This window comes from Acidobacteriota bacterium (assembly GCA_030949985.1).
Classification (GTDB): domain Bacteria; phylum Acidobacteriota; class Polarisedimenticolia; order J045; family J045; genus JALTMS01.
In genome coordinates, this window is the sequence record JAUZRX010000068.1 from 1 (window position 1) to 24644 (window position 24644).

Sequence of the window (24644 nt, forward strand, 5' to 3'; positions counted from 1 at the left end):
CCAGATCGCCGCAGCCACCACGGACGGCATCGAAGGCCCCCACGGCCATCGCTCGGACGGCACCCCTCGACCCCACAGCGGCGTGGGCTTCTGCTCGGTGACCGCCCACGAAGACGCCGCCGCCTGCCCCTAGCGGCCGGGCCCTAACCCCTTTTCCATTGCAAGGGGCCGCGCCTCTAGGAAGTGCGCCCCATCGCACGAATTCCTATCAGACAACAAACCGATTGCCTCGCCGGGAAGTAGCTTTCTCGCACCGAAGGGTCCTTACAACTCCTCCCCGGCACCTTCGCCGCACGATTCCAACAATTTCCATTCAAACTCGAGTGCCCGGGCCAACTGTATCCAAGATAACGCCATCCTCCATATACGCCACGCGAGGCAAGCGCCCGAGCAACGCCGGATCGTGGCTGGCAATGACGAAGGTCGTCATCATCTCTCTATTCAGATCAAGCAACAAATCGATGATCCCACGTGCAGTCCGATTATCGAGATTAGCTGTCGGTTCGTCTGCCAATACAAGTCGTGGCCGGTGCACAAGAGCCCTCGCAATCGCGACGCGCTGCTTCTCCCCTGCTGAAAGCTGATCGGGAAAGCGCCTCTCTTTACCTTCCAGGCCGACACGAGCAAGCATGCTCGCCACTCGCTCCCGGCGTTTAAATCCCGGGACACCCACTATGGCCAAGGGAAACTCAACATTTTCTTCCACATTCATCAACTGGAAAAGGTTGAAATCCTGGAACATAAACCCGATGGTCTGACCACGATAACGCGTAAGTTCTTTCTCCTTCATGCCCGAGGTATCCTGCCCGTCAATCAAAACAGAGCCGCTCGTCGGCCGATCGAGACATCCCAGAATATTGAGCAGTGTTGTCTTCCCGCTCCCCGAGGTCCCCGCAAGGCCCAGCATCTCCCCGGTATCGACGATCAAATCAATCCCTCGCAATGCTCGGACGACAGCATGCCCTTTCCCATATTCCTTTACAAGGCCAACAATTTCGATCATTGCCTCACTTCCGCCCGCACCTCTAACTTTTCTACCGATATCAATTCACGATCTCTCTCTGAGAGTTTTTCAATTTTGCGCAAGACAAGCGTCACCTCGTCACCACCTCGGCTGGCCCGCGCATTCTCAATAAGGCGCAATCGGGATGGGAGCCGCCTACCTTCCCAAACCACGGTTTGTTCAACATTGACCGTCCGCAACAGCTTACCGGAATGCGCAAAGATCTCGCGCTTGCGCGGCAATTTCGTATCCTTGGCCAGATACAATCGGCTCCACTGGCCCCGCCGCCGATCCCGCGGACGCAACTCAAGGATCAACACATCACCACTATCCTTCAAGACTACCGAAAACTTCGCCCCTCCATCAGCCAAGATGTCATCAAATAAAAAACCCCCGCTGAGCGGGTTTCGTTTTCCACTGACCGCCACAGTCCTCTTCGCTCGCGGTAAATATAACCACGCCTTTCGTCCTGAGAGAAGCATCGCTTTACCGGCATCTCTATCGGGCTCCAAAAAGTCGATTCTCGTTTTCCCCGATCCGTCGCGCCGTACGAGAATACTGTTTTTCGAAAGCTTGCCGTCAGGCCGCCGGGTCTCCATCTCGACTAGCAGTCTGGCCGACACCAGCCCCCACTGCTTCGCCACACTTTCAAGAAGACCACGTGCGTCCCCTGATTCCGCCAAAACCGAACCCAGACCCGCGAGCGCTACCAACAACGCCCTAACCACCAACCGACGTAGGCCACTAGCCATGAAGCCGACCTCTCATTGCTGCCACCGGATCCATCCTCGCAGCGCGTGCCGCCGGCCACCACCCCGCAACACTTACCGCTGCTGCCAAAAACCACGGCGCGAGGAGGAACTGCACCCAGTCGACGACCGGTACAATCCTGCGCGCACCGATCATCCAGGTAACCGCCTCAAGCCTGACCTCGATCCCCCACCGACCTAGCCACAACACAGAAACAATACCCGCGATTGCACCCATCGCCCCAAAAACCAAGGCGAGCAACGCACCCTCGCCAAGAAAAAGCAGGTGGATCAAGCGCCGCGACGCTCCCAAAGCCAACATGCTCCCGATCTCTTTCCGCCGTTCATACACCGCAAGTAATTGGATACTCCCCAGCCCAAGGCCTATCGCGATCAGGAGAATCAGATTCATCAAGATCAATTGAAGACGGTTAGCATTGACTATCCCGATATAAAAACGCCCACTCTCCCAGCAGGTTTTTACGAGCAGAGCTTTTCCCTCTTCAGCGATAGCCGCAGACACAACCGAGGCCACCACTTCAAGGTCCCGGTCTTTATCCGGCAAAAATACCTTGAACGCATTGACCCCTCGACTCATTGCAAGGTCCTGGTAATCCGCGAGGGACATGTACGCAAAGTAATCTTCCCACGGTGCGCCGGGCTCGAGTACAGTTTCCACAACAAAATCTTCCGCGTTGATATCACTGCCATTCGCTGGAAGAACAACGGTCACTTCGTCCCCACGCTCAACGTCCAACCTCCTAGCCAGTGCAGCACCGATCCAAAGCCTCCCGTTACCCAATTCCCGTCGCCTCTGGCCTTGTACTCTTTGTGCTATTGCCTCCAGAAGCGGCACATCATGCATGGTATCCACCCCCCAGAAGACTACCCGGGCAGATGAAACAACATCACTTTGAATCATTCCCAAACCAGACATCTCGCCGGCCACGATTGCCCGCGGAAGTACGCGCCGAATCACCGATTCAACTCTCTGCGGATTATCAATCAACGCAGTCCCGGAGCCACGACTGCCGGCAGCATTCTTGCCGAGCGGAGTCAATCTCAGATCCCCGTACCGAGCAACGACGAGCGTTTCCCGCAGTTGCCTATCGATTCCCGCGACAATGGATCCATTAACCACCAACACAAAAGCTCCAAGAGCAACAGTCACTCCGACGGGCAAGTTCCGCAGCCGTCGCCGAACCATACTTCTCGTCCATACCCGGAGCAGAATCCAATTCATCTCCGGTCTCCATCCACAAGCGCGGTCCGGTAAGTCACAACGACCGCCGGCACAAACGTCGCCAACAATCCCACCGACACAACCAAAACAAACCCGATGACAAGATCTTCGAACGTTGGCCGGAGAAACAGCCGGTTACCTCCCAAGGCGTACATCATCGCCTTGCTACCGACCGGAATACCGTTACGACCCAAAGCCCAACAAAGCGCGGCGCCGGCAACAGAGCCGGCAACAGCCGCAAACGTGTGTACCAGCGCCGCCTCTACCATAAGAATCCGGACTACGCGCAATCGGCTGCTGCCGAGAGCCCGCATAGTCGAAATTTCCCCACTCCTCTCGAGAACCAACAAAACGACAGTATTCAGCACTACCAGACCCAGAATGAAGGTCAAAAGTACAAGCGCCCAACGCATGCCCATCTGACCCACTTGCACAATCTGACTTATCTTTCCAGCTCGCTCACGCCAACCTCGCACCCGGACAGAAAACCCATTCTGGTTTAAAGCCGCCTGAATCCGGCGGGTTGCTCTTATCGCATCCGCACCGCTCGTCAAGCGAACCACCAAGCTTGTCGGCCCGGTATCCGGCCCCAACAGCGTTTCCAGGTCCCCAATCGACATCACCACGGCAAACTCGTCTACAAGGGGAACCCCGGAGGGAGAAAAAAAGCCCGCAACTTGGAAGTCATCCCCTTCGAAAAGACCGTTGTCCGTAGGGATCAAGGCCGTGAATCGTTCACCAAGCTGGATGCCCAAACGGCGAGCCAGGGATTCGCCGATCAGAGCGCGCCCCCCGCCCCCGAGCGACTCCGCCAACCCCACCGCGAAACGCGGCAGTACCTTTGGCTCCATCTTCGAATCGACACCAAGAATCAAAAGCGGCGCGCTGGCATCCTGGTACAGTAAAAGACCGGACGCCCCCAGTCGCCGTGACACGGCCTCGACATCAACATCCCGTTGAATCACCGCGATCACTTGATCGGCGATTCTAATTCTAGGATGGTCGGAGGGAATTTCGTCCAAGAAGCTAAGATCCGGAGCCGCGGAATCGACGACCTCCAAATCGCCACAGAGACCCCTCGTAAGGGACTGCTCGATGTTCACCTCGACACTCGAAACGAAACAGTGGCTAACCACCAAAAAGAAACTCGTGAGCCCGAGCGACAGCCAGACAAAAGCAGTCCGCCCCCACCCGGCGAAGATGCTCCGAACGGCTAGCCTCCAAGCTGTCAACATGATAGCATAAATCCTGAGTCGCGGAGTGAGTGCATGCTGCTGAGGCCGTTCATAAATTTGCTTCCCGGGAATACTCTCGTTGAGACCGTCCTGTGTTGCACCAGTGCGCCGTTTGACATCATACACCTCGATTTGTCGCGAGGCCTGATTCTGCCTTTATCGCTTCTTAGAGGGTAACGTGAGGGTTCTCCTGGTCCAGCCACCGGGCTCGAACTGGATTCCCGGCAAGCGCGATGTCAGCGCCATTGTCAGTCGAACGGCACCGCTTGGATTGTTGAGCATCGCCTCATATCTACGCGCCCGCCGGCACTCCGTCCTCATCTGTGACACCTATGGTCTCGGTTATGCCACGGGCCTCGAGCTCGTGATAAGGACCGTACGCAACTTTCAACCCGCCATGGTGGGACTTACCGCAACCACATCGGCCATCGACGATGCCAGTGCCTTTTGCCGGCAAATCAAGCGCCTTTTCCCGGAGGTTCTCACGGTCCTTGGAGGAGTGCACGCTACAGCTGTAGGGGCTGCCTTGCTCGACGAGTTCCCCTCCGTTGACCTTCTCGTCCTCGGAGAGGGGGAAGAAACAATGGCCGAACTAGCATCCGCAGCGCCCATCGAAACCATTCACGGTATCGCCTTCCGTCACGAAGGCAAGCCACGGACTTCTCCCCCGCGCCAACAAATTCAGAACTTAGACAATCTCCCGTTTCCCGACCACAGTTTCCTTGACGGTTTCCCTCTACGTTATCCGCTACCCCTATTTGGAGCACCAGCATCGCGGGGGGCGACCATCGTCACGAGCCGTGGCTGCCCATATCGTTGCTCTTTCTGTGTTCGCTCGGTTTTTGGAAGCAGCTACCGGGTCCACTCCCCCGACTACATCTATGAGCACGCCGCTCAACTCAGCCGCAAATATGGCATCCAGCACTTGAACATAGCCGACGACCTTTTCACACTGGACGCGAAGCGGGTTATCGAGTTCTGCGAGCTATTGATTCGCCGTCCGCTCGGGCTAACCATGAACTGCTCTGTTCGTGCGGGCCACGTCAACACCCCCATGCTTCGAGCTCTCAAGCGGGCAGGCTGCTGGATGATCAGTCTCGGCATCGAGTCCGGCGACCCGGAACTGCTGTCTCGACACAAACCCGGTGTCCGCCTGGAACGTATTCGGGAAACCGTACAAGCGATCAAGAACGCGGGACTTAAAGTCAAAGGCCTTTTCATTGCCGGTCTACCAGGAGAGACACCCGGCACTCTTCAACGCACATCCGATTTCATGATCTCTCTCGACCTCGACGATATGAACCTCACCCGTTTTACCCCCTTTCCCGGCGCCCCTTCTTGGCCGGAACTATCACGCGCCGGCCTGATCTCGGCTGATCGTCGACTCATGAACTGCAACAATACCGTTTATCTCCCTCCCGGCTTTCGTTCTGAAGAGCAGTTCGATTTCCTCTACCGCCAAGCCGTCCGGCGCTTCTATAGCCAGCCCCGCTGGCGTACGCGCTTCCTTCGACGGGCCTGGCAGTGCCGCAGCAGCTTCCCTAGACTCCTCCGCCACCTACCGACACTGCTAAGCGCCCAGCAATCGTTCCGCACCCCGAAAAGCCTAAAGGGCCCTCATGCACCCCCGAGCCGCGGGGAGGAATAAACCACCTTCCTCGTCGGATCGAAACTGAAAAGAAAGGAGATGTACATGCTTTCAAACACGCTCTCCCGGAAAGCGGTCCTGTTGGCTATGCTGACCGTAACGTCTGGCCTGCCCCTCAGCGAGGCGGGCCGGAGTGCGCCGATGTTAGAACCCCTACCCATTACGATTCCTTGCGAGGCATCTACTGAAGAAATCCGCGATACGTTATTGGACGTTCTCGAAAGCGGTGTCGACAGCAGGAGGCCTGCGCTGGTACAGGGTAGCGGCTGGGTACCGTCGCTACTTCAGCCGGATTTAATCGAGGCCACCTTGCGAATTAGAAGCCATACACTGACAGTCCGCATTCACTTCGACAAGAAACAGGTACGCATCAACTACTACGACAGCATCAATCTCAACTACCGCAAATATCGCAGTGGAGCCAAAAACATTCACCCGAACGCCAGCAAATGGATGCTCAATCTCCGGAATATGCTTCAAATAGCGGTCAGCCGTCTTTGTTCGAATAGACCATTGGCGACGGAGACGCAGCCTCCGAGTCCGGCGTCCGAGCAGAGCTTGATCAATTGCACACTCGCCCAGATAGACGGCATGAGGTCCCTAGGCCTGAGCGACAACCAGATCGAGGCCGCCTGCAGTAACTGAAAATCAGCCGCCACCAACGGCTGCTCGTCGTCGAACAACCGGTAGGGTGGCCGCCAGGAACCGCTAGGACCGGGATTGCGAACTGACTTTCGACACAAAAGCCGCAAGCGATTCGATTGACCGCATGGCGTCCGCGGCTACCGTGGCGTTATCGATTTTGATGCCGAATTCCCTTTGCAGTGCAACCGAGATCTCCAACGCGTCAAGGCTGTCAAGCTCAAGGACACCGGTCCCGCCAATCAGGCGATCCGTGTCGCCGATCTCTTCCGGAACAACCCCTTCAACACGGCATGCGTCGATAATCATCTTTTTCAACTGCTCTTTGAGCCGCGCCTCCTCGTACACCGTTGAGCCTCCCCGAAACTATTCCTAGCTCCGCAGTTCCCTCTAACATCCGGGCAAGAATTATATCCCATAAACCGCACCTATTCAGCCGCGGGGAACGCCCCCGCCCGCCTGCCGTGCCCTCACTAACAAGCCCCGCTGCGCAATCCGATCAACCCACCGTACTACGCCCCGGGAGTCACATCGAACCTGCCCCTTGACATGAACCCAACTCCCTTTTGCAGTCCGCCATACATTCCGCCATTTACGGCACGATGACCACGCCCCCCCCTCAAACACCATATGATTCCACTTTTGCGCCTCAGGTCGAATATGGGCCATGCCCAACATATTCCCACAAACTGCCTTTCCGTCCCCTTCGGCGCAGCCTCTCCAGGAAGTCCCCATTGTGGTTCAACTCAAGACCACTCACGAAAAAATTATCGTGGCTGCTGCCAAATTCCACCAGTTCCCGCAAGACCCAGTCCCATCCCACCCTATCAGAGAAATAGAAAACTGGATTCAAGAGGTCGCTAACCGAATGGACAACCCCCTCCCTGACGGCCCGTCTAAAGATTGGCGTTCCCGGATAAATCCGCACCCCCAAAAAAACGACAATCGGCCCGGACAGCCGGTCGATCAGTTCCAGCCCTTCCTTGATGGTGTCTCTGGTCTCGTTGGGTCCGCCAAAGATGAAATAGTGCGCTGGCGTAACGCCAACCTCCCGGAAGCATCTATCCGTATCTAAAATCATCTTCGTTGAATGTCTCTTCCCGAGCCCTCGAAGTGCTGCCATTGTTGCGCCCTCGGACCCCAATTCCACGCTCCGAACACCGCTCGACGCCATTGCCTCCGCCAGCCTTTCCATTCTGGGCCGTGGCGCAATAAACGCCGACCATCGAACATCCAACCGCCTTTCCTTCAACGCAGCGCACACTCCCAGGGCATGCTCCTCGGAAAGATTGAAAGCACTATCTGTGACAAAAAAGTCCTCTACCCCCCTTGCCATCGCTGCCTCAAAATCACCGACAATCCGACCAGTATGCTGCAAGCGACATGCCCGCCCCTCAATCAAAGGGTAGGTACAATAGGCGCAGACCTCCGAACACCCTCGACGGGTTTGCACCGACGCGACGCCGCCAGCCGCCGAGTACGGGCTCAAGGGAAAAACCTCGTAATCGGGGCTACACCATTCCCCCGCCCCAAGTAGAGCAGCCGGAGACCCCGCGTATACCCTTCCGCCATGACGATAATAAACTCCTGGCATTTCAATCGGTACTGCTCCTCGGCGCAGAGCATCCGCAAGGGCAACGACGGCCTTTTCCCCTTCACCAACGATACCGTAATCGGCCCCCAGGGATTCCAGTAGTAGTTTTGGAAATAGAGAATACCCGCTGCCACCGACAACCAACGGCCGATCGGTCGCCGCCCGGACAACGTCGGCGACTTTTTTGATGGCCGGCAGATAAACCCTATTCCGAATCATGGACACATTATCCACCGCCCTGATCGACAACCCCACGAACAGTGGGTCCAGTTTTGCAATCGTCCCCTCCAGCACTTGCCGAGGTTCGCGCAGGAAACACAGATCGACACCGTGAACGTCATAACCGCCTTGAACCAACGCAGACGTCACGATGGACGCGCCCAGCGGATAAACGGGGTGTGGTGATTTTTCCGTGTTTGTCGCAATGATAAGAACAGACCGCGCCCTGGACAATCGTTTAATTCCCCTCGATACCGAGCCTTACTAAGTATCCGTCGCCTTCCGCGCTGCAGGATACCAGGTCTAAAAGATTCCCCATCCGTCCCTCGCCACTCTCCCATGCCGCCCGAAGCCGCAAGGCCCCCACAATCGGGAGCAAAGAATCGCTTGTCGGGTTCGCTCCCCACAGTGCCTCAGGAGCCACCACAACGTTGGCTTGAGCCACCACCGCCGCATATGCGTCCCCTTCCCGCGGGTCTCCGCACGCGCCAACCACGACTTCACTGGCCAACCGCGGGACCTCTCCTGCCGTCGCACGAAAAAATACAGGAGCCGATAACCACAAACTCGGCCCGTTCTCATGAGGGCAAGAGCCAAGAATGAGTGTCGAAAAAGTTTCCCCGGGCACATAGGTGCAGGCGCCCAGGTCCAGAGGACGCATCACACCATCGTCGGAAATCCCGTGTCGCCCCGCTATCGCGCCAGCTAGGACGGGATGAAACTCGTCCGCCGCAGCCACGATGGCAAGGTCGACGGTCTTCGCCTGGAGCCAATTCAACGCTAGGTCAATCGCACCAAACCAAGGCGAGGAGAATCCGGTCAACGTGACACACGGACCGTGAAGACCTAACAGTACGGAAATCGCTGCAGCCGGTGCATTATGAACAGAAACTGCAAAGTCAAATGGCGACCCGAATCCATCTCCGTGGTCGATGATCCGCTTCACCTGAGAAAGAGTGGACCGGATTGGCCCGAAACCTGTAACGCCAATGACGCCTACCCGGTCCCTATCCTTCAACTCGATTTTTGCGTCTTCGCATGCGCATACAGTCGCCGCGAGCAGGTTTATCGCAAAGGAGTCCAGCCGCCGCGCCAATCTCCTCGGAATCGCCTTCATTGCCTGATCCGCGTCCGCTTTCAATACCGGGATGCGGCGACCGCCGGGAAAAACAGGATTCGGAACCCACCTAGGCACAGGCTTCGCCCCTTCGAGGCAACGAGCGATAGCGCCGATGCCCACACCGCACGCACTGACCTGCCCGCAACCCAGCACCGCCCCACCACGCACGGTCACTCCCCCGCTCCCAGCACCAACGCCGACGCTGCACCACCAAAAGCCAACGAGGTGGACAGGGCCGCGCGACCGCAGATTGCCAAGGTTCGGTCAACGGGCGCAATGCCACATTCCGGATCGAACTGTTCGAAACCGGCCGATGGGCCAATACAGCGGTCAGAAAGATTGATAAGGCAAAAGACCGCCTCAATCGCCCCGGCCGCCCCCAGAGTATGACCGGTAGAACCCTTGGTGGAAATGAACGGAAACTCGCTTCCGAAAAGATCCCGGAAAACACGACCTTCTACTACGTCGTTCTCCGTCGTCGCCGTGCCGTGGGCGTTGGCAAAAGCGATATCGACCACTTCCAGCCTCGCTTCTGCCAAAGCTGACCCAATGGCACGCCGAATACCAATGCCCCGCGGATGAGGTGCCGTCAAATGATAGGCGTCTGCTCCAGCGCCATATCCCAGCACCCGCCCTACAATTCTGGCTCCACGTTCACGCGCATGCTCCTCTGCTTCGAGAATCAAAATCCCCGCACCCTCCCCGAGGTTTAACCCTGCCCTGCGGCGGTCGAATGGGCGGCACCTTTCAAGGGCCATGTTTTTCAGCGAAAAGAACCCCAAGTATGGATAACGATCCAACTCATCCGCCCCCCCGGCAATCGTAACGTCACAGCGGCCCGATCCGATCCATTGCGCGGCCACACCGATCGCGTCCGTTCCTGAGGCGCAGGCATTGGACACCGTCGCTCGAGGCCCACGGGCGTTCACCGCAGTCCCCACAACAGTAGCCAGATCATTCTTCAAATATTCATCGACTTCTGTATTGCAGAGCCGTCCACCTGCATCAATCCGTCGCAACAAGCGTTCTCCACGAAATGCGCAACCGACCGTCGTGCCCAGACAGACACCCACCCGATTCAAATCAACATCGAAACAATCGCCAAACGCCTGCCGAAAGGCCTCGCCAACAGCCTCCAATGCGAGACGCGAGGTCCGTGTCAGCAGCCCATCGCCATTTCCAGCCGGAAGCGCCTCAACGTAGAACACAGCAGGCCGCGGACTTAAAGAACACTCAAGTGGCCCTTTCTCAGGTGCTGGCTGCACATAACCCTCGTACAACCTCTCGCGAGTCACGGATACGCCGCGTCCCAGGGCCGAAATAACACCCATGCCCGTAACAACGACACCGCCCTTCCTCATTCCCCCCTACCCCTCTGTCTCTCAGGCTTCGATTCTTCCCAAAAATCAGAATGATTGAACCACGCGAACGGAGATTTTTTCGTCGCATTCTCAACAAAGTCCATGTAGGACATGGCTAAAGACCCCACAGAATCTTCAGGCCCACTCCTGTCGCCTCCCGGAATGATCTCCTTCCAACGCACTCGAAAATACCGATGCCGAACCTTCTCGACGATCAACGCTATCAATCCCGCATCACCAGCTGCGGCAAGTCGGAAAGGAGATTCGGGAACTCGTACCACACCACCAAGAAATGTCGCGCATACCGTACGCCCCCCCCAAGCACGATCCCCCATCATCCCGACATAGTCCCCCCTCAGCAGTGCCGCCCTAGCCTCCAACAGACCGCCGAAAAGCCCATCCGGATCAATATGGTGCACAGCCCCCGTACGCCGGTTCGATGCCGACAAAAGGCCTGACGGCGCGGCGCCGTCATTGTGCATCAACAAATGCAATGCCTTGTCGGACATCTCAAGAAACGAGGAGGCCAGCATCCAACGTCCCATGTGCGTCATCAGGAATATAGTCCCTTGATTACGGGCCAAAATCTCCTCAAGTTCATCACTCCGCTCTGCCTCTACAACAAAAAAGTCATTACCTCGTATTTCCAGAGCAGCCTGATCGACGAGGGTTTCGCCAAATTCCCATAACCATCGCCCCGAAAGCAAATAGTACGAAAACCTACTACGGCCCGGGAACCTATGGGCCAAGTAGGGTCGCATCGACTGCCGAATCGCGGGACGACACAAAAGGTAGAAAGGAACCACGGCAAGAAGACAACTGTAGGCCGCCCGCAAACCGAGGGTCTTGATGATCAATTTGAAAATTCCTATCCCCAGTTCCGTTCCATAGGTCGCGTTGATATTGCGACCATGATGACTCCTCTCGCACGCCTCGCCCGAGCAGGCTATGGCACGCGCCAGAAAAAGAGTAACCAGCGCGCCTAATAACGCAAGAAAAGGCGCAACGACCAGGGTACCGAGGAGATAGTCAAAAAATCGCTGGCCCGCCTGCAACCAAAGCAACTCAATGCTCGCTTCTGTCAACCAACGCCCATTTCGCAAAAAATACCCAGCTTCAAGGCAAAGGGCCGGAACAACGGGTGGTGCGCAAAGGTGACTCACTGCAAAAGCAAGCGCTCGATTCAATCGCAAAACCGTCGCGGCATAAACGATCGCTATCGAGTGCACACCGATCAGGGGCAATGTTGCGAGAAAAAGCCCAACCGCGACCGCGGCTGCCAACTCGCCTGGAGTTCGATGCTCCTGAAGAAGACGCCGCAACAAAGCAAAACTTTTCTCGCGCTCGTCTACCGAGCCCTTCCCGCCAGGATCGGAAATGCGGCGATGCGGCCAAGGGACGAAATTTCTCAGAAATAGGCGAGTGTAGGTCCATGTGATTCTTGCGTTGTCAATGAATGGTCGAAACGAGGTGGTGCGCCCCTCCGGCGGCGAATAATCCACGCGAACCGGAATGCTAGCCACGCATATACCCGCCCAACCCGCTCTCACCAGCACCTCTACTTCGAAATCGAACCGCCGCGCACGAACGCCCAGTTCCAGCAAGGTCCCGATCGGATACGCACGTAGGCCGCATTGCGAATCATCGACGTGAATACCTCCTATGACCCGAACCCAGAAATTTGAAAACGCTCTACCAAAAACTGAAGATCGTGGCGCACCGGACCCGGTAAAGTCACGATACCCACAAAAAATCGTGTGCGGGGAATCGACAATCGCAGCCATAAATATCGGTAAATCAGAGCACTCAAACTGCCCATCAGCGTCAATCACCACCAAATGTGTCGCACCAGACTTACGTGCCTGTAGGGCTCCGGTCAGAATCGCGGCTCCCTTTCCCCGGTTACGATTGTGCCGGATACAGGTCACCGGCAATCCGTCGACAAAACCGGCGGATCCGTCGGAACTACCGTCATCCACCACGATGACCGGCAGGCCCGTCCTCAGCGCACCCCGAGCCGTCCGATGGATGGTCTTCGCATTGTTATAAACCGGGATGACAACCCAGACCGATATCCCTCCGCCGACGGCGCAAGAACTAACCTCAGCAGTCATCTCGCCCCAAACCGAAGGTTATCGCCGCAACTGTTCTGTCACGGTGCATAACCATCACACTAGTAGCGGCCTTCACACCGGACGAACCAGGCCGACAGATTAGACGGAATGGTTCAGAAGGGGTCAGAGGTAATACGAATTTTGCCCGAATCACACTAACACCATCGTAGGTCTTGCTTCCGGCAACCCTCGCAGCCGCGAAAGAGGCGATCCCTGTAATGTAAGCCGCCGGCAACAGGGGCGCGGCCGGAAAATGCCCCTTCACCACCATCAATTCGGGCGCCGCAACAAGCGGCCTTGAGGCCACGCCTGCGACAAGGGCGGCCAACCAATGCTCGGGGGGCCACACGCTCTCGCTCAATCGCACCGCTCGATCATAACTTCCATCGCACTCTCGGGCCTCCCTCCCCATCCCAAATGCCACCGGAGCCGCACCGTGTCCCGATAGCAACGTCAAATCGCCGCGAGCAACCTGTTCTCTATCCGCGAAAACCGTCCCCTCCACGAAATCGAACTCCATCAACGCCTGCCTGCGCCTCGCCACGATCCGTACAGTATCTCCCACACGCAGCACACGGTTTGCCACAAAGTTCTTGACCCCAACTAAATATCCCCACCCATCTTGCCGTCCTTCGAGGCCGCACCGGTAACCATGATGAGCGGCCGCCGCCTGAGCCATCAACTCGATCAATCCGGCTGGATGCAACCGATCATGGTCAACTAAAAAAGGATTGCCGGGCCTCACGCTCGCGCCAACAGATCCATGATCTTCCTGGTATTCGAGTAGTTCGTCGACAAGGAGCATCGGCGGCCGATGGGGCACCAAATTGGCCGTCGTGCATGGAAATCCCGATTCCAGCATTGGTATGCCCGCCTGAATCTACTGGCGAAGTTTATCACTGACAAAATCATACACTTGCCCGAGCGTACGAATCTCCCTCAGCCGCGGCTCATCCTGTTGTCTATCGATCGTCAACTCGAATTCTCTTCCGAGCGCCGCAAAAAGGTCGACACTATCGAGACTATCGAGTTCAAGTTCCTCGTAGAGAGTAGACTTCTCGTGCAGCTTCGCCTCGTTCAATTCGAACTCCATAGCGACTACGGCATTGACTCTCTTCGCTATTTGTTCACGGTTCATCCTCATATCTCCCGAGCACCAGCGCGGCGTTGATTCCCCCAAAACCAAAACTACACTTGACTATCGCGTCTAAATCGGCCTGCTGAAACTCACGCACATGGTTTATCCCCTGGCAACACTCGTCCACGTTGCGCAACTTGCCCGTTGGCACCAAGTAACCGCCAAGCATCATCTCGATCGACGCGATGGATTCTACCGCCCCACTCGCGCCCAATGTATGGCCAAAGTATCCCTTAAGACCGCTGACTGGAACTCCACCACCGAAGACGGCACGGATAGCTGAGGACTCGGCGCTGTCACCCTGGATCGTCGCCGTGGCGTGCGCATTGACATAGCCAACATACTCTGCCTCCAAGCCGGCATCGCTCAACGCCATCCTCAAACAACGTTCCATCGATGCCGAACCCGCTTGTGCCATGCCATTGCCCGTGCCAATTCCCGCAAATCCCAGCACCCTCGCGAGAATCGGTGCGCCTCTTCGCAGCGCGTGCTCCTCCGCCTCGACAACGATCGCTCCGGCGGCTTCTCCACAAACGGTGCCGTCCCGATCCCGGTCAAACGGCGCCGGACTTCTTTCCGGGTGTGCATTCCAGTGCGTCGATGAGGCTCCCAGAATATCGAAAACGGCGCTGGTCAAGCCGTGGCACTCCTCCACGCCGCCGCAAATCATCACATCCTGAACCCCAAAAGACACCATCTCGTATCCGAGACCAACGGCCATGGCTCCTGAAGCGCACGCTCCGGGCGTACCTGCCACTCGCCCCGTCACTCCGAACGCATTCGCTACATTCGCAGCAACGCTGTGCCCCATGACCCGGAAAAAGCCTCCCGCGGGAATATTCGCCAGGCTGCGCTTGAGAAGGTACTCATCAAAGAAGGTCTCCAGCGCCGACGCGCTTGGCATAGATTCCCCGAAAGCGACACCCACCCGGCCTGCCTTTAAAGTATCCCCAGGCAATTCGGCATGCTCAATTGCCTCTTGAACGGCAACGTAAGTCAGACAAGCGGATCGTCCCATCGAACGCCGCAAACGACGAGGAATAGAGCGCTCTTCGAACCCCTCGAGCACAGGCGCCGCAAGCATACAATAGCGCCCCTCAACGTTTTCGCTCCAGTACTGGCTCATGTTGCACACGGCTGAGCGACCAGCTTTCAAGCCCTCGATCAAGGTAGCAACGCCGACACCGTACGGCGTAATGGCGCCATAACCAGTCACGACAACGTTTCTCCTCATCAAGGCTTGAGCATGCCCCATATCCGACTCCCACCCACGACAGCCTGACACACCATTATTGCAGAAATGGCCGCCCCCATGACACCGGGCATCAGTACATTCTGGCCGGCCAGCCAAAGACCCGGGATGGGCGTTCTCATCCGGACTCGCCGATCGGCCATACCATGCTTTAGACCGTACAAAGAGCCGCCCGGCGTTTTTGTCCAGCGACTGAACGTACGCGGAGTTGCCATATCCACCACCAAGTCAGCACCATTAAGTTCCGGGAAATGCTTGCGCGCCATGTCAACCAAACGGCGGCCTTCATCCTGTTTCCATTGGGCATATCTCTTCTTGTCCGACTCGCCTGCCGACCCTCCTCCAAAGGGAAAATCATGGGCACCGCATTCGGCGAGGAGAACCCGCCCCCTGCCATCACCTGCACAAGGCACCGATGATGCCATCAAGGCAAACGAGGAATCATCGCCCTCCGAACCCACCTTTCCCCTCGCCCCCCCAATCAGATAATAGTTGACGTCCGCCTTCAGATCAGATTTCGAAATCTTGATGTACTGCACGAAGGCCGACGGAGTGTTCTCTGCGATGAGCAGGCGTTCCCAGTAAGGGCTAGCCGCCTGTGATTGAGGCCCCGCCAAGATCATTCTTGCCAGTTGCGCAGGGTGCGCGGTGAAGACGACCAGGTTCGCCGGAAGATGCTCGCCGTCTCCGAGGACAATGCCTCCCACCCGCCCCTGCGATTCGATCACCAGATCCACCATGTCGGTAGCACAGCGAACGCACACGCCATGGCTCCGTGCGCAATTGGTCAATGCATCAACCAGCGCTTCTCCACCACCACAGATACCATGAGCTGAAGCAAAATACGCTCCCACCACGCGTGCGTGGTAGACGAGGCTCGTTTCACGAGCGCTCATTCCATAAAGAAACGCACCGTACGAAGCCAGCGCATTCACCATCCGTTCGCTGGCCCCGACAGAGCGCAGAAATTCCTCAAGCGACACCTCATACTGCCCTAGTAAATCTCCATTCCATGGCGGCAGATCCGGGTTTAGATAAGGGGTTCGGCGAACGATATCCTCGACCGCCGCAACGTAAGCATTCGCGGCATTGCCACATTCCGGAAAGGCTCCTCTCAAAGCGGCTACCACACTAGGAAAACCAACGGGAATAAATACATCTTGACCCGATCCCAGAAGACGGAGACAATCGAAACCGTTCTCGGGCAGTTCGTAAATGTCAAGGTCACAAGTACCGCATAGTGCACCGAGCAACTTCCTCAGAATCCCCCGCTCCCCAAGGCCGCCAGTGTAGTGAAAGCCCGTATCGCAGAGCATGCCCCGTCGCCGGAATCCCCGTACCAAGGGTCCCGTGGACGGCGCCTGTTCGACGAGATCGACATCCCACCCGGACTTCGCAAGCAGACTTGCAGTGACCAGGCCACAGATTCCCGCACCGACCACCACCGCAGACTTATCCATCGTCAGATCCGGACGAGAATGCAGGAATTGGTACCACCGAAACCAGCTGCGTTGAGCACGATAGTTCGAGGTCGCTGGTCTACCGCTGCGACTGAAATGCGCAGGTGCCGCGTCTGCTCATCGGCCTCTTCAAAGTTGATATTCGGAGGAATAAATCCCGCTCGACCAGCCGCGACCGCATAAACGATCTGCGAAGCACCAGACATCCACATCTCGTGCCCTGTCATAGACTTCGTAGAAACGACCCACGGCATGGAACTCTGAAACACCGAATAGATGGCCTTCGCTTCCGCGGCATCCCCCTGAACCGTGGATGTCCCATGGGCGGAAATCAGATCTACGTCCTCTACGGAAAGACCTGCATCGGCCAGGGCACCGCGCATGCACCGGGCGAGCCCACTCCCCGACCCCAGCGCAATGTTGCCCCCATCCGCAGAAAAACTGTAAGCAAGAAGTTCGCCCAAGATCTCGGCGCCACGGTTTTTTGCCCGGTCCAGGTCTTCGAGAACAATCGCGGCTGCGCCACCTGATGGCACCAGTCCATCCCGTTGACGGTCAAAGGGCCGGCTCGCTCGGGCCGGATCGTCTTCGCGCAGCGAAAATGCCCGCAGCGAGTCAAAAGAGCAGACAGCCTCCCAGGTAATCTCTTGCGCGCCACCGCAAATCATCAGGTCCTGCCGTCCCAGACGAATCAAATCAAACGCCTGCCCGATGGCGTGACCACCGCTGGCGCATGCAGCACTCACTGACCAATTCGCGCCCTGCGTGCCGAGTAGAGTCGAAAGATTCATACTGACCGTCGAGTTCATGCTGCGGAAGACCATCCCGGAGTGCAACGCCGCAGTCGTCCTCTGCACCTTGGTCAGCTCCGCCTGTTCGTGAGAGTGCCTGGCAACGGAGTCGTTACCAAAAATCACACCAGCACGCTCCGACCGCAGATCACTCTCCCTAAGGCCTGCACAAGAAAGCGCCTCATGAACTGCCTCATACGCCCACAACACGAACTCAGGCATCGGTTTGCGTACTTTCCTCGACAAATTCGAGCGTGGACGGAAATCGTCGATAACGCCAGAGAGAGCAGACCGAAAACCGAGGGCTCGGCGCTGTGGAAGGACTCGCACACCCGAACGCCCTCGCTCCAAAGACGAGCATACCGACTTGACACCAACACCAATCACCGAAACCACTCCCATGCCGGTGATGGCCACCCTACGCCCCAACATCGACCTCTTGCCCCTCCCTTAGGTATCCAGCGCCCCGCCACCCGGGTCGGCTTGATTTTACCTGTAAAGCCCGCCACTAACGCCGATAACCTGACCGGTAATATAGGACGCATCGCGGGAGCACAAGAAGGCGATCACGCCCGCAACCTCTTCGACGTCACCGAATCTCTTAAGCGGGATACCGCGGAGAATCTCAGCCGCCGGCAGGTCTTTCGTCATATCCGTAGCAATCAGACCAGGCGCTACGGCGTTGACGAGAACGCCCTTCCTGGCAACTTCGGCCGCCAAGGCTTTAGTCGCCCCGATCAAGCCTGCCTTGGCAGCTGCGTAATTGACCTGTCCGACACGACCAGCCTGCCCGCTCACTGACGCGACGTTGACGATTCGCCCTCTACGAAGGCGCAACATAGCAGGCAGAACCGCCTTGGTGAGGTTGAAGAAACCGTCGAGAGTGGTCCGTGTCACCTCATCCCATTCTTCAAAAGTCATCCACGGGAACACGGTATCACAAGTGATACCCGCATTGTTCACCAACACGTGGGCGCCCCGTTCCTCGACCAAAGGCACCAAGTTGGCTTCCACCGCGTCCCGATCTCTGACGTCAAAGCACAACGCACGGCACTCGCGTCCCAAGGCCTCCACGCCTCTCACGGTCGCTTCCGCCTCCACATGGTTCTCCCGATAATTGAAGCAAATGTCGAAACCACATCTGGCAAGGCGCAACGCCACCGCTCGGCCGATACCGCGGCTGCCACCACTCACTACAGCAAGCGCGTTGTCAGGAAATGACAGGAGTTCGTCAGATTTGCGATCGATCAATGGCCTACACCCCGCGAAGTGCCTGTGTCAAGAGAGCTTAACCTTCTACCCGCAAAAACGGGGTGAGGGTAGTAGGCTGCATGGCCAGTGTCAATCGCCCGAAGGTTCCACCTAAATCCGCCGAAATTCGGCAGAACGGGTTGCCACGCTCAAGGGGAACTGCAAGGCAATTCAGTCCATGAGCCCCGCTTCGCGCCATCAACCCGAGTTCCAGGCTGTAGCTGGCATCCCGCCCGGCGCTCGCATTACGGAAACCAACAGCGACTCGGACAAGAATCTATTCGGCCAAGTGCTATAATGAGCACTCCCTAACAAACCACCAGCCTGGTTTTTTCCGTGTAACGGGCCTCACCCTGTTCGCGCAGCATCAACGCGGAGGCGCGAAAGAGAAACAAAGGAATGTATCGCCTCAGTGGCCATTTTCAGACCTTAGGTTCCCGGTCCCCGGGAATCGCTGCGGGTTTTGATTGGCCTGTCAGTAGTCAGATATGAATGCTAGCATCAGGAAAACACTATGCACGAACTCAGGGACGACAATCCTGAGCGAGAATGGGCGTGACTGGAGCCCCTCATCCCTCCTAGCGTGGGCGGCCAATGTCAGGCAGGCTGTTCGAGGCACACGAGAAGACATCGTCCCGATCGCAGTTCACTCTCCGGCGTTTCTCTTGGCTTGTTTGCTCGGGTTGTGGCGCTCAAAGAAAGCGCCCATTCTACTTGACCCATCGATTCTCGACGAGATCCATCTAGACTCGATCCCGGAAGCTGGCCGAGTTCTTTTGGCGGAAGAGGGAGTGCAGATCAATCGGCAGGTGCAACGGGTTCCTCGTGCGGGAACACCAATGCCGTATATCGCAATTCCAGATGACGATGAACTCGCATTGGTATTCCTTACGTCAGGCTCCACCGGCAAACCCAAACTGGTCCCCAAGACGTTCTCGCAGTTTCGGCGGCAGATGCGGGTGGAGCCTGCCTTTCTCGGGGTTCCGCAAGCGCCTTCCGTGCTCTCCATGGTTCCGCCGTTCCACATCCTCGGATTTATGTACGGAACCTTCCTGCCTCTCATCTCGTGTGGCCGTGCCATCTTCTGCGGAAACGCCACTCCCTACGGTTGGGCCAAAGCCATCACGCGTTTTCGCCCCCATCTCGTCGTCGGTGTCCCCGCGCACTATCGGCTTCTTGCCCAGGTCGCCCAAACACCTTTCCCGCCGGCCATCTATCTTTGCTCAGGTGGCCCCCTCCCAACCGACTGCGAAGCGTCCTTCACCGAGGTATGCAAGCAATCTATCACGCAAGTTTACGGTTCAACGGAAAACGGGGGAATCGCAATACGACGCGAAGGCGGGCCTTGGCAGCCGTTTCCCGAGCTTACTTGGCGCATCGCAGGCGGCGGCAGGGAAGGGCGACTCGAGGTCATGAGCCCGTGGCAGCAGACCCCGAATCGATGGACCCCCACCGATGATCTTGCACGCCAAGAAGGCGACCAGGTTCTCATCCTCGGCCGACTCGATTCGGTGATCAAAATCGGCGGAAGGCGGCTCTCGTTGCAGGAGATTCTTTCCGTCGCGCAAGAGCATCCAGACGTGGAAGAGGCCATCGTTTTACCATACGAGAGATATGCAGAGCAGGCTGTCGCCCTATTCGCCTGCCCGAAGAAAGACCGGCAATTGGCCCCCTGGGAACTCAAATCCTTTCTTGGTCAGCGCCTTGCAAAGTACAAGCTACCACGAACCGTGAGGGTTCTCGAAGCACTCCCTACCACCAGCATCGGCAAAATCGACCGGCAGCGACTCCTTAGCACTCTTCGTTGAGCTTCAACTCCTCGCGAAGTTGGCCATGCACTCGGAGCATACTCTGACGCACGGTTTCCACCCATTCGGCGAACTGCGAACGGCTCAGGCCAGCCGGTACATTCACCGGGTCGAGCACCCGAACACCTACCGGCCCGAGATGCCGGACCCAAAACTGGCCGCGCTTCCAGATTCTGCCCGTCCCCACTCCGACGACCGGCTGCACCTGTACTCTTGCGTCCTGCGCGATGCGGAAGGCGCCGCGGCGAAATGGGCCGATTTCGCCCTCTGGATGACGGGTTCCTTCCGGGAAGAGGCCAAGATAGCGGCCGCGAGTAAGCCATTGCCGAGCAGATCCTACACCTCGATCGAGACTCAGAGGATCGTGCGGCACATGACCAAGAAGCCTCATCGCCCAGCCCAGGAACGGTATTCTAAAGAGAGTACTCCGCGCCGTAAAATGTATTCTGGGGAATATGGTAAGTAAGAGGAAAATATCAATGTAGCTGTGGTGGTTGCAAATGACAACCACATCGCCTTCTTGCGCAATCTTTGCCTTGTCCACGTGAAAGCGGCTCACTAGGCGCATAGGCAAACCCGCCAACCACGTTCCGTAGTAAAGAACCGTTTGGGCGAGGTCGAAGCGGTCCATGCACAACACACGCTCAACAATAGCGATAGGGATCACGAGACCGTACGCGCAAATCGTGACCCACGCGACCCCCATCACGTAGAAGTACGCGGTCTTTACGCCAACGCCAATTCTCCTGGCAAATTCCCGCAGGAAGTGACTCATCGCAAACCGGGTACTGACGCCGGACTCTCCCGGCGAATCCAACAGAGAGGCAACGCAAACCTGGTGACGGGCTATCAGTCAAGAATGCTCGCTACGATGTCACCTTCGAAACGTACCTCGATCGTATCGAAACGACTTTCCCAGTAGCGCCACGACGGCAGGTCCAGCGTGGCGGTCGCCCGACTTGGAGGATAACCGACAGAGACCAAAACGGCCTTTTTCGACATGCCCGGCTCTATTGACCCCTCCCTGATCGCCGCGACCTCCGCCGCTGATAATCCATCGACCAGCGCTGCGAAATTCTTGGTACCCAGCAGCCGTTTTCGAAAGGCCTCGAAACTGCCGTAGGCATCGTGCTTCCGAATCCAATAAACACGGATTCTTAGGCCCGATTCAGCCACAGTGAACTCCACATACTTCCTCGAACCCCTGCTTATGACCTTGACATCCTTGACCGCACTGCCGGCGGGCAGCATCGTTCCTCGTTGGTAGTTGGTCGAGTAGACCTTCATCGGCTTCTCAAACCAGATGTTGTATTGAGTGTACTCTGTCCCGTCCTCTCCGGAGGTACATGGCAAGGCAGCCAAGACCACTCCAACTAAGGCCAACAGCAGTACGCTCCGTCGCACAGTCCAGTGAATCATCGAACCTCCCGGGTTACTGAATACTCCGCATTCGGCGCATGGCACGAAACTTCTCGTACGACTCCCACCAAGGAAGCCCCGGAAAACGGGACCGGCCACGCAAAACAAAACCCACACGCAGAAGCATCTCGCGGCCCGACTCCGCTCAAACCATCGTGCAGTCAACGCCACGACCGACGTGCCGCGGGCGCCATTTGCATTTCGCCACGAAACGCCACCGCCACCTTAGTCTCCCCACCGAACCAGCAGCACCCCTGCTCGGAGGCCGGCGGATCGGTTCGCCCGCCCCCCCCTCGGCAAGCCGGGTTGTACCCAGGGCCCATTCACTGAGCGTGATTATACCTCTTCAGCAACCATTGAAAAGCCTCTCCCGCACCAGACACCCAGGCTCCTGAGGCAGCACTCGCGAGGGAACTTACGGTATGCCCAATACGACCTCGGTCCCGCGTATGAACCCACCTTGAAATCCAGGCCCACCCGTCGAAATCCCGTTTTCAACGGACTGCCAAGCCGGTGGCGTGATACGGGCCGACGACCCGCAACTTTTTCGCACCAGACACTGTTCCTCCTGCCCCACCGAACATCCATGGCCTGGAACGCGACACCGCGTCAGCAGGTGATTACCGTCGTCTCCCATATCTCTATCCCGTGACACAACGGAGGAGATCGGCACCCACCAACCGTTGGCGTAGCGTCTCTTCTGTAAATTCCCTGGAGGAGGTTGCGTGGTTGGTGTCGGTTTTTCTCCTGCGCCTGGTTTCATCCCCGGCCCTGGGCTTACCGCAAAGGAGAGCGTAGCGAGCCGGTGGGGTGAGCCCAGGGCCGGAGATGATACCAGGCGCCGTCCCTGCAGCCATCCGGGGGTGTTGCGCTGGCCGATCCATTCCGCTCTTCTTGTTGGTGAGAAAACCAAACAGGAGGAGATAAACATGACCCACCAGCAGAACGATTCTACCGCTTTCCAACAGGTCTTGGAAATACTGGCTGATAACGGTCTCGACGATCTTGGCCGGGCTCTCGAGATGATTCTCGATTCCACGATGAAGATTGAGCGAAGCCGCTTACTGGAGGCGGAGCCCTACGAGAGAACCAGTAGTCGGCGCGGAAACGCCAACGGCTTCAAACCCAAGACTCTCTCATCCCGCGTCGGCAAACTCAAGCTGAATGCACCCCAGGTGCGGGAAATCGCCGATGGTCAGGATGGCTTCTATCCGAGTGTGCTCTTGCGAGGCCGCCGCTCGGCGAGGACGTTGCTTTGCTCGCTGGCTGAAATGTATGTCCAGGGCGTCTCGACCCGCAAGGTTGCACGCATCACCAAGGAACTGTGTGGCTTCGAGGTGACCTCTTCTCAGGTTTCCCACGCCACCCAGATGCTCGATGAAGAACTCCAAGCGTGGAGGGAACGCGTTCTCGGAGAAACACCGTACCTGATCCTCGACGCTCGTTACGAGAAGGTCCGGCAGGGCGGAAAAGTACTCAGCTGCGCCCTATTGGTGGCTGTCGGTGTTGATTCTGATGGACGACGAACCGTGCTGGGAGTCAGCGTCTCGCTGTCGGAAGCTGAAGTTCATTGGAGGCAGTTCCTGGCTTCCCTGAAAGAACGCGGACTGCGAGGCGTGCGATTGACCATCAGCGACGATCACGCCGGCCTCAAGGCTGCACGCCAAGCCGAGTTCACTGCCGTGCCTTGGCAGCGCTGCCAGTTTCATCTGCAGCGCAATGCCATGGCTACATTCCGAAAGCAAAAATGCGTCGTGAAGTGGTTCGCGTTCTCCGCTCTATCTTCCAGTCGAACGACCGCGCCGAGGCCGACGAGAAGCTCCAGGATGCCATTACCCTTTACAAGGACACTGCGCCCAAGCTCGCTGCGTGGATCGAAGAAGCGATTCCAGAGCGCCTCACAGTGCTCGACCTGCCGGAACAACACCGACTCCGCCTTCGAACTAGCAACGGGATCGAGCGGCTCAACAAAGAGATCAAACGCCGAACGCGCGTTGCCGGTCTCTTTCCAAAGGAGGCATCGCTTCTCAGGCTCCCAAGCGCCGTGCTCGCCGAGTTTGATGAGGAGTGGAGTCTAGGCAAGCGCTACCTCAACATGGAGGGGGAATGAGACCCGCCGCCAGTGCTTTTACAGAAGAATTGTTGCTTGGCCGGCCAACCAGCAGGATCAGACCGCCCCAAGACACACGAATAAACAGCCGGGCACCGGATGTTCGCCGGTCAAATCTGCCGTCCCGGGGTCACCCCCTCACCTTCCCGCCGATTTCGCCGAAGAATTATTGGAACCCGGGGGTTAGTGCACCATCAAGCATGGGGCATAAAGCTGCAGGCCCCCCGAGGCCGGTGGCGCCATGGACGGAAGGTCATCCGCGCCCCGCCATGCAACCGTACGTAGTACGCTTCCACCAGCCGACACCATCCAAGCCGAGGGACTCGACGGAGGAAGAATGCACAAGCCCCTTCTGGTGGCCCACCGCGGCGGCTGCGCCTGCGCGCCGGAGAACTCCGCCGCCGCCCTCTGTCGCGCCCTCGAGGCGGGAGCCGCCGCGGTCGAGATCGACGCACGGCCCACCGCCGACGGCCTGCTGGTGCTGCTC

19 protein-coding genes and 1 pseudogene are annotated in these 24644 nt (G+C 57.6%); 5 read left to right on the forward strand and 15 right to left on the reverse strand.

Features of this window, described 5'->3' with window-relative positions:
• Positions 1-313: 313 nt before the first annotated feature.
• Genes Q9Q40_13460 through Q9Q40_13475 form a run of 4 tightly spaced genes read right to left on the reverse strand, consistent with a single transcriptional unit; the run spans position 314 to position 4098 of the window.
• The gene (locus tag Q9Q40_13460) at positions 314-1003 is read right to left on the reverse strand and encodes an ABC transporter ATP-binding protein (protein ID MDQ7008227.1); all 690 of its coding nucleotides are present in this window, start codon (positions 1001-1003) and stop codon (positions 314-316) included.
• Positions 1000-1719 (reverse strand): outer membrane lipoprotein-sorting protein, encoded by a 720-nt coding sequence (locus Q9Q40_13465; protein ID MDQ7008228.1) that lies wholly within the window; start codon positions 1717-1719, stop codon positions 1000-1002. The genes Q9Q40_13460 and Q9Q40_13465 overlap by 4 nt, the downstream gene beginning before the upstream one ends.
• 28 nt (positions 1720-1747) lie before the next feature.
• Complete coding sequence (locus tag Q9Q40_13470) at positions 1748-2995, reverse strand: FtsX-like permease family protein (protein ID MDQ7008229.1); 1248 nt, start codon at positions 2993-2995, stop codon at positions 1748-1750.
• Complete coding sequence (locus Q9Q40_13475; GenBank protein ID MDQ7008230.1) at positions 2992-4098, reverse strand: FtsX-like permease family protein; 1107 nt, start codon at positions 4096-4098, stop codon at positions 2992-2994. The genes Q9Q40_13470 and Q9Q40_13475 overlap by 4 nt, the downstream gene beginning before the upstream one ends.
• Before the next feature lie 310 nt (positions 4099-4408).
• Here Q9Q40_13475 and Q9Q40_13480 point away from each other — a divergent pair, with 310 nt between their 5' ends.
• Together Q9Q40_13480 and Q9Q40_13485 are read left to right on the forward strand one after the other, a co-directional pair.
• Positions 4409-5878, forward strand: coding sequence for a radical SAM protein (locus tag Q9Q40_13480; GenBank protein ID MDQ7008231.1), 1470 nt, complete (start codon positions 4409-4411; stop codon positions 5876-5878).
• Positions 5879-5923: 45 nt separating this feature from the next.
• Positions 5924-6523 carry a hypothetical protein gene (locus Q9Q40_13485; GenBank protein MDQ7008232.1) on the forward strand — a complete coding sequence of 200 codons (600 nt, stop codon included), beginning with the start codon at positions 5924-5926 and terminating at the stop codon, positions 6521-6523.
• A gap of 63 nt (positions 6524-6586) precedes the next feature.
• On the opposite strand, the gene Q9Q40_13490 is transcribed toward Q9Q40_13485, so the two are convergent.
• The 9 genes from Q9Q40_13490 to fabG form a co-directional block, all read right to left on the reverse strand.
• A complete protein-coding gene (locus tag Q9Q40_13490) occupies positions 6587-6868 on the reverse strand; it encodes an acyl carrier protein (protein ID MDQ7008233.1) in 282 nt (93 codons plus the stop codon).
• A 301-nt stretch (positions 6869-7169) separates the two neighbouring features.
• The gene (locus Q9Q40_13495) at positions 7170-8567 is read right to left on the reverse strand and encodes a lipid biosynthesis B12-binding/radical SAM protein (protein MDQ7008234.1); all 1398 of its coding nucleotides are present in this window, start codon (positions 8565-8567) and stop codon (positions 7170-7172) included.
• 1056 nt (positions 8568-9623) lie between these two features.
• Complete coding sequence (locus Q9Q40_13500) at positions 9624-10814, reverse strand: beta-ketoacyl-[acyl-carrier-protein] synthase family protein (GenBank protein MDQ7008235.1); 1191 nt, start codon at positions 10812-10814, stop codon at positions 9624-9626.
• Positions 10811-12928, reverse strand: a complete 2118-nt coding sequence (locus Q9Q40_13505; GenBank protein MDQ7008236.1) for a DUF2062 domain-containing protein — start codon at positions 12926-12928, stop codon at positions 10811-10813. Before Q9Q40_13505 ends, Q9Q40_13500 begins: the two co-directional genes overlap by 4 nt.
• Before the next feature lie 880 nt (positions 12929-13808).
• The gene (locus tag Q9Q40_13510) at positions 13809-14066 is read right to left on the reverse strand and encodes a phosphopantetheine-binding protein (GenBank protein MDQ7008237.1); all 258 of its coding nucleotides are present in this window, start codon (positions 14064-14066) and stop codon (positions 13809-13811) included.
• Entirely contained in the window at positions 14056-15282 is a 1227-nt protein-coding gene (locus Q9Q40_13515) for a beta-ketoacyl-[acyl-carrier-protein] synthase family protein (GenBank protein MDQ7008238.1), read from the reverse strand. The genes Q9Q40_13510 and Q9Q40_13515 overlap by 11 nt, the downstream gene beginning before the upstream one ends.
• 17 nt (positions 15283-15299) lie before the next feature.
• The gene (locus tag Q9Q40_13520) at positions 15300-16778 is read right to left on the reverse strand and encodes an NAD(P)/FAD-dependent oxidoreductase (GenBank protein ID MDQ7008239.1); all 1479 of its coding nucleotides are present in this window, start codon (positions 16776-16778) and stop codon (positions 15300-15302) included.
• Between the two features lie 2 nt (positions 16779-16780).
• Entirely contained in the window at positions 16781-18001 is a 1221-nt protein-coding gene (locus tag Q9Q40_13525) for a beta-ketoacyl-[acyl-carrier-protein] synthase family protein (GenBank protein MDQ7008240.1), read from the reverse strand.
• Positions 18002-18058: 57 nt separating this feature from the next.
• The gene (gene fabG, locus Q9Q40_13530) at positions 18059-18820 is read right to left on the reverse strand and encodes a 3-oxoacyl-ACP reductase FabG (GenBank protein MDQ7008241.1); all 762 of its coding nucleotides are present in this window, start codon (positions 18818-18820) and stop codon (positions 18059-18061) included.
• A gap of 791 nt (positions 18821-19611) precedes the next feature.
• Between fabG and Q9Q40_13535 the strand changes: the two genes are divergently transcribed.
• Positions 19612-20628 carry a fatty acid--CoA ligase family protein gene (locus Q9Q40_13535; protein MDQ7008242.1) on the forward strand — a complete coding sequence of 339 codons (1017 nt, stop codon included), beginning with the start codon at positions 19612-19614 and terminating at the stop codon, positions 20626-20628.
• Here the strand turns inward: Q9Q40_13535 and Q9Q40_13540 are convergent.
• Both Q9Q40_13540 and Q9Q40_13545 read right to left on the reverse strand, forming a co-directional pair.
• Entirely contained in the window at positions 20612-21403 is a 792-nt protein-coding gene (locus Q9Q40_13540; GenBank protein ID MDQ7008243.1) for a lysophospholipid acyltransferase family protein, read from the reverse strand. The two genes, Q9Q40_13535 and Q9Q40_13540, sit on opposite strands and share 17 nt — an antisense overlap.
• Positions 21404-21477: 74 nt before the next feature.
• The gene (locus tag Q9Q40_13545) at positions 21478-22047 is read right to left on the reverse strand and encodes a hypothetical protein (protein MDQ7008244.1); all 570 of its coding nucleotides are present in this window, start codon (positions 22045-22047) and stop codon (positions 21478-21480) included.
• 929 nt (positions 22048-22976) lie between these two features.
• On the opposite strand from Q9Q40_13545, the pseudogene Q9Q40_13550 reads away from it, so the two are divergent.
• Both Q9Q40_13550 and Q9Q40_13555 read left to right on the forward strand, forming a co-directional pair.
• A pseudogene (locus Q9Q40_13550) lies at positions 22977-24157 on the forward strand (IS256 family transposase).
• Positions 24158-24494: 337 nt separating this feature from the next.
• Positions 24495-24644 (forward strand): glycerophosphodiester phosphodiesterase family protein (locus Q9Q40_13555; GenBank protein ID MDQ7008245.1); only part of this gene is annotated, 150 nt, incomplete at its 3' end.